General features: G+C 61.0%; 2 protein-coding genes. Both read left to right on the top strand.

Going from position 1 to position 3,989, the window contains the following annotated elements; translation table 11 throughout:
- A partial coding sequence (locus ABY403_RS14200) for a hypothetical protein (RefSeq protein ID WP_372841481.1) occupies positions 1 to 2,209 on the top strand: 2,209 nt, incomplete at its 5' end.
- Positions 2,210 to 2,257: 48 nt separating this feature from the next.
- Positions 2,258 to 3,916, top strand: a complete 1,659-nt coding sequence (locus tag ABY403_RS14205; protein WP_372841482.1) for a ShlB/FhaC/HecB family hemolysin secretion/activation protein — start codon at positions 2,258 to 2,260, stop codon at positions 3,914 to 3,916.
- Positions 3,917 to 3,989 lie beyond the last annotated feature (73 nt).

The raw sequence follows: 3,989 nt of genomic DNA on the forward strand, positions 1-3,989 counted from the left end.
CGCCCCGGCCAGCGCCGTGCAGACCGGCAACCTGATCCTCGAAGCGGCGCAGGGCAGCATCGGGTCGCCCACGACCCCGTTGACCCTGATGCCGCGCGCTGGCGCCACGACCACGGCGCGGGCGCAAAACGGTGTCAACATTGCCTTTACCGGCACCGGTCTGATCGACACCGTCTATTCGCAGCAAGACGTGAAGCTGACGGCGCAAAACTCGCTGCTCAACGCCTATGATGATGAGTTGATCAACGTTCTCGGGGCGAAAGTCACGCTGACCGCGACCACAGGTTCGATCGGCACGGTTGCGCGCAGTCTTAACGTCGGCGTCAGCGTCGGTGGCAAGATCATCGCGTCAGCGGCGAACGAGATCAATATGTTCGGCCCGACGGGTTCGTTGTTCATCGTCGGCTCGGCGCTGGCTAACGGCACAATCCGTCTGGCGGCTGCGGGGCAGAGCGTTATCGACGGGCTGGTGCAAACCGCAGGCGACATCAATCTTGCGGCTGGCGGTCGGCAACTGTTCACAAGCCTGGGCGATGTGCATTCGGTTGCGGGTCTGGTTGATATCAACTCGGCCTCGCTCAAGATGCTCAATGGTGCCACGCTTCGGGCAGATGCCGGGCGGGTGCAGATTGCAACCGATGGCGATGCGCTGGTCACCGGGATCATCTCGGGCAGCGGCGATGCGGATGCGGTTTCAATCACCGCAGGCGGCCGGATCTTTGCCGGCACGCTCGATCCGCGCACCGACATCACCGCCATGGCTCCGGGGGCAGGGGTTCTGTTGACCGCGGGCCTTGGCATCGGCGACAAGACGCAGGCCAACGCGACAGCGCTTGATAACACGGTCACGGACGCCGCGAACCCGCTGCGGATCCGCACCAATACGCTTGCAGCTACCGCTTCCAACGGCGGCATCCAGCTTGGTGCCTTGACCGATATGGTGCTGACCAACTTGCAGGCACCGAATGGCGCGATCAACGTCGAGGGCGATGGCACGCTTGACATCACGCTCGCGCAAAGCGGCGGTAGCCAACGCTTTATCGCCGAGAACGATCTGACCTTTGTCGATCTGCAAACCACGGGCATCCCCGCAGTTCCGGGGCCGGAAGATGCGGGCGACATCACGCTGACCTCGGTTAATGGCAGCGTGCTGGGCGGTACGCTCAACGCGCATGGCTCGGCCTGGCTCAGCGGTATCGGGGTCGGCTTCGATACCGCCACGACCGGGCTCGATGCCACCATCACCGCCGGTTCGGGGCAGGTGAACATCGTGACCAGCCTGAACGCCGGGCGCGACTCCTACATCACCGGCAACGGGGTTTTCTTCCACGACATCATCGCAGGGCGCAACAGCACGATCTATTCGACCGGCGATATCATCGGCGATCTGGAAGAAGCGGGCGATACGCTGATCAACTTCGCAGGCTTCGGCGATGGCAACACGGGCAAGCTTGATGTCAAGGTCATGCGCGCCAAGAACATCGAACTTCAGGCCACCGAAACGCTGGATGTCGGCATTATCGAGGTCGGTGAAAATCTGATCCTGCGCGCCGATGTCATTCGCGCGCTTGATGTCACGCAGGTGCCAAGCGGGCCTGACCCGCTTAACATCACCCTCACCGGGGCAAATGGCCTTGCTGCGACACTCGCAGAGCTGGTCGTTGATGCGCCTGCGGGCATCGTGATGCCGCTGTTGTTCGTGTCGGAAACCCTGCTGACTACCACCGCAGAGTTCGTAAATGTTCTCAACGGCATAGTGCCGATACAGGGCAGCTCTCCGATGGCGGGCACGTTCCTGCTCAAGACGCCGCTGCAAACGGTCTTTGTCGATGACCGCTCGCAGACGCCGAAGGCGAACCCGCCGAGCAATTCGCAGATGTTCCTCAACGGTAAGCCCTTCACGCTTCGCCTTGATGGGACGACGACGGCGACCAACTCTTTCGTCGTTGTCTACGATGCCACGGTGCAGGTGACCGACCTTCTGGGTGTGCCGTTCCCGGGTATCAGTCTGGTGCGCGATACGGTGCGTAACATGCGTCAGGCGGGCGACCCGATCCTGCTGCCGGGCGCATTCGGCTCTACGCTGCTCGAGGAAGATGAGAGCGACCTCGAAATCGCGGATCTGAATGGAACGGTAGTTATAATCGACGGTGTATCGTATAGTGTTTTCGTGCGCGGCAATGGCCCTGCAGTTCTCTTGCGGCAATGATGACTTCAGCGGAATACCGCGAGTTGTCCAATATGGCGGGGCAGTACGATGGCAATGAATGACAAGACGCCTATGCGGCGGAATGCGGCCGGGTTTGCGGTGCTTGCAGTTGGCGCGCTGGGGTTTTTCGGGGCATCGTCCGCGTTGGCGCAGGTAGATCTTTCGGCGCGCATAGCGGCAGAAAACCAACGGACGCTAGATGCCGCAGACGCCGAGGCCGATACGCGCCAACAAGGACCGGGCGTTGTGGTAGAGCCACTCAACCGGCGCGATTTGCCGCCCCCCGGCGGGCCGACTGTGCTGCTTAAAACCGTGACCTTTGCACCGGCTTCGGCATTTCTTTCGGATGCCGAGCTTGCTGCAATTCGCGATAAATACATCGGGCGCCGGGTAGATTTCTCGGGCCTGTCGGAACTTGTCCGCGATGTGAACGATCTTTATGCCGAAAAGGGCGTGGTCACGGCGACCGCCATCCTTGGCCCGCAAGACGTTGAAGGCGGCGATCTGGTCGTTACCTTGGTCGAAGGGCAGGTCGGCGTTGTTGCCGTGGTCGGCGAGCACAAGACCCGCAACAGCTTCATCACCAACCGCGTTCGTTTTGCCAAGGGCACCACGGTTGATGTGCCCACCGCGGCAAGTGACATTGCCTTTTTCAACCAGACCAACCGGGCGCAATTGCGCCTGATCTTGCAACCGGGTGCGGCTTTCGGGCTGACCGATCTGGTGTTCGGCATCACAGAACCTGCACCGCAGCAGTTTCAGTTTTTCATCGACAATAACGGCGTGGCCTCGACCGGGGATTTGCGCGCCTCAGTCATGTACCGCAATTACGGCCTGCTGGGAATCGACGACACTTTCCTGTTTTTCCTAGAAGGAACAGAGGGCAGCCGCTCCGCGACCGCGCGATACGACTTTTCGTTCACTCCGATCGGCACGCGGCTTAGCTTCAGCGCCTCTGCGTCGGATTACACCGTGGTTGATGGCCCTTCGGTCGGGCTGGATCTGACGGGCAATGCACATTCGACCTCGTTCACCCTGACGCAGCCGATCTATGCGACTGATCGCGTTGCATTTCAGGCGACGGCATCGTTTTTCCGCGGCGCGTCGGAATCTTATTCGGCGGGCGTGCCGGTGGTGAATGCCGACACCAGAAAGTTCGCGCCCGGTTTCACGCTTGCCGGGTTTGGTAACAACTGGACCGTCAGTACCCAGATGCAGGCGGTCTTTGCTACGGTGACGGATAATATCGCCTCCACCACCGAAGACTATGTGATCGGCACCGGCTCAATCGACGGGGCCTACAAGTTTTCGAACGGCATTTCGTTTATCGGGCGCGGCGCGTGGCAAACCAGCGAAGAATCGCTGCTGCCCGGCGGGTTGCTGTTTCAGATCGGCGGCCCCACCACGGTGCGCGGTTATCCTTCGGATGGCGTGGCCGGTGACAGCGGGTTCTACGCGAACCTCGAGTTGCACAAGCCCTTCGAGTTTCAGGATAAAGTGTTTAGCGGCTTTGTCTTTGCCGACTTTGGCGCGGTCTACTCGACCTTCCCGACGGTTGTGCACATGGCATCCGCGGGGGTAGGGGCGTCTTACAGGTTCAACGACCACGCGCGCTTTGAAGTTTCTGCCGCGGTGCCGCTGCGCCAGGCGGTTGCTGACCAGTCTGATGTGACCTTCTCGGCAACGCTGACGCTTTCACAGTTCTGAACACGGCTTGCGCGCAGCATCGGGGCCTGCCAAGCGGCCCTGATGCTCTGTCGCGGGCTTACCCCTAAAGCCG

It is taken from the genome of Phaeovulum sp. (genome assembly GCF_041596715.1).
Classification (GTDB): Bacteria; Pseudomonadota; Alphaproteobacteria; order Rhodobacterales; family Rhodobacteraceae; genus UBA6213.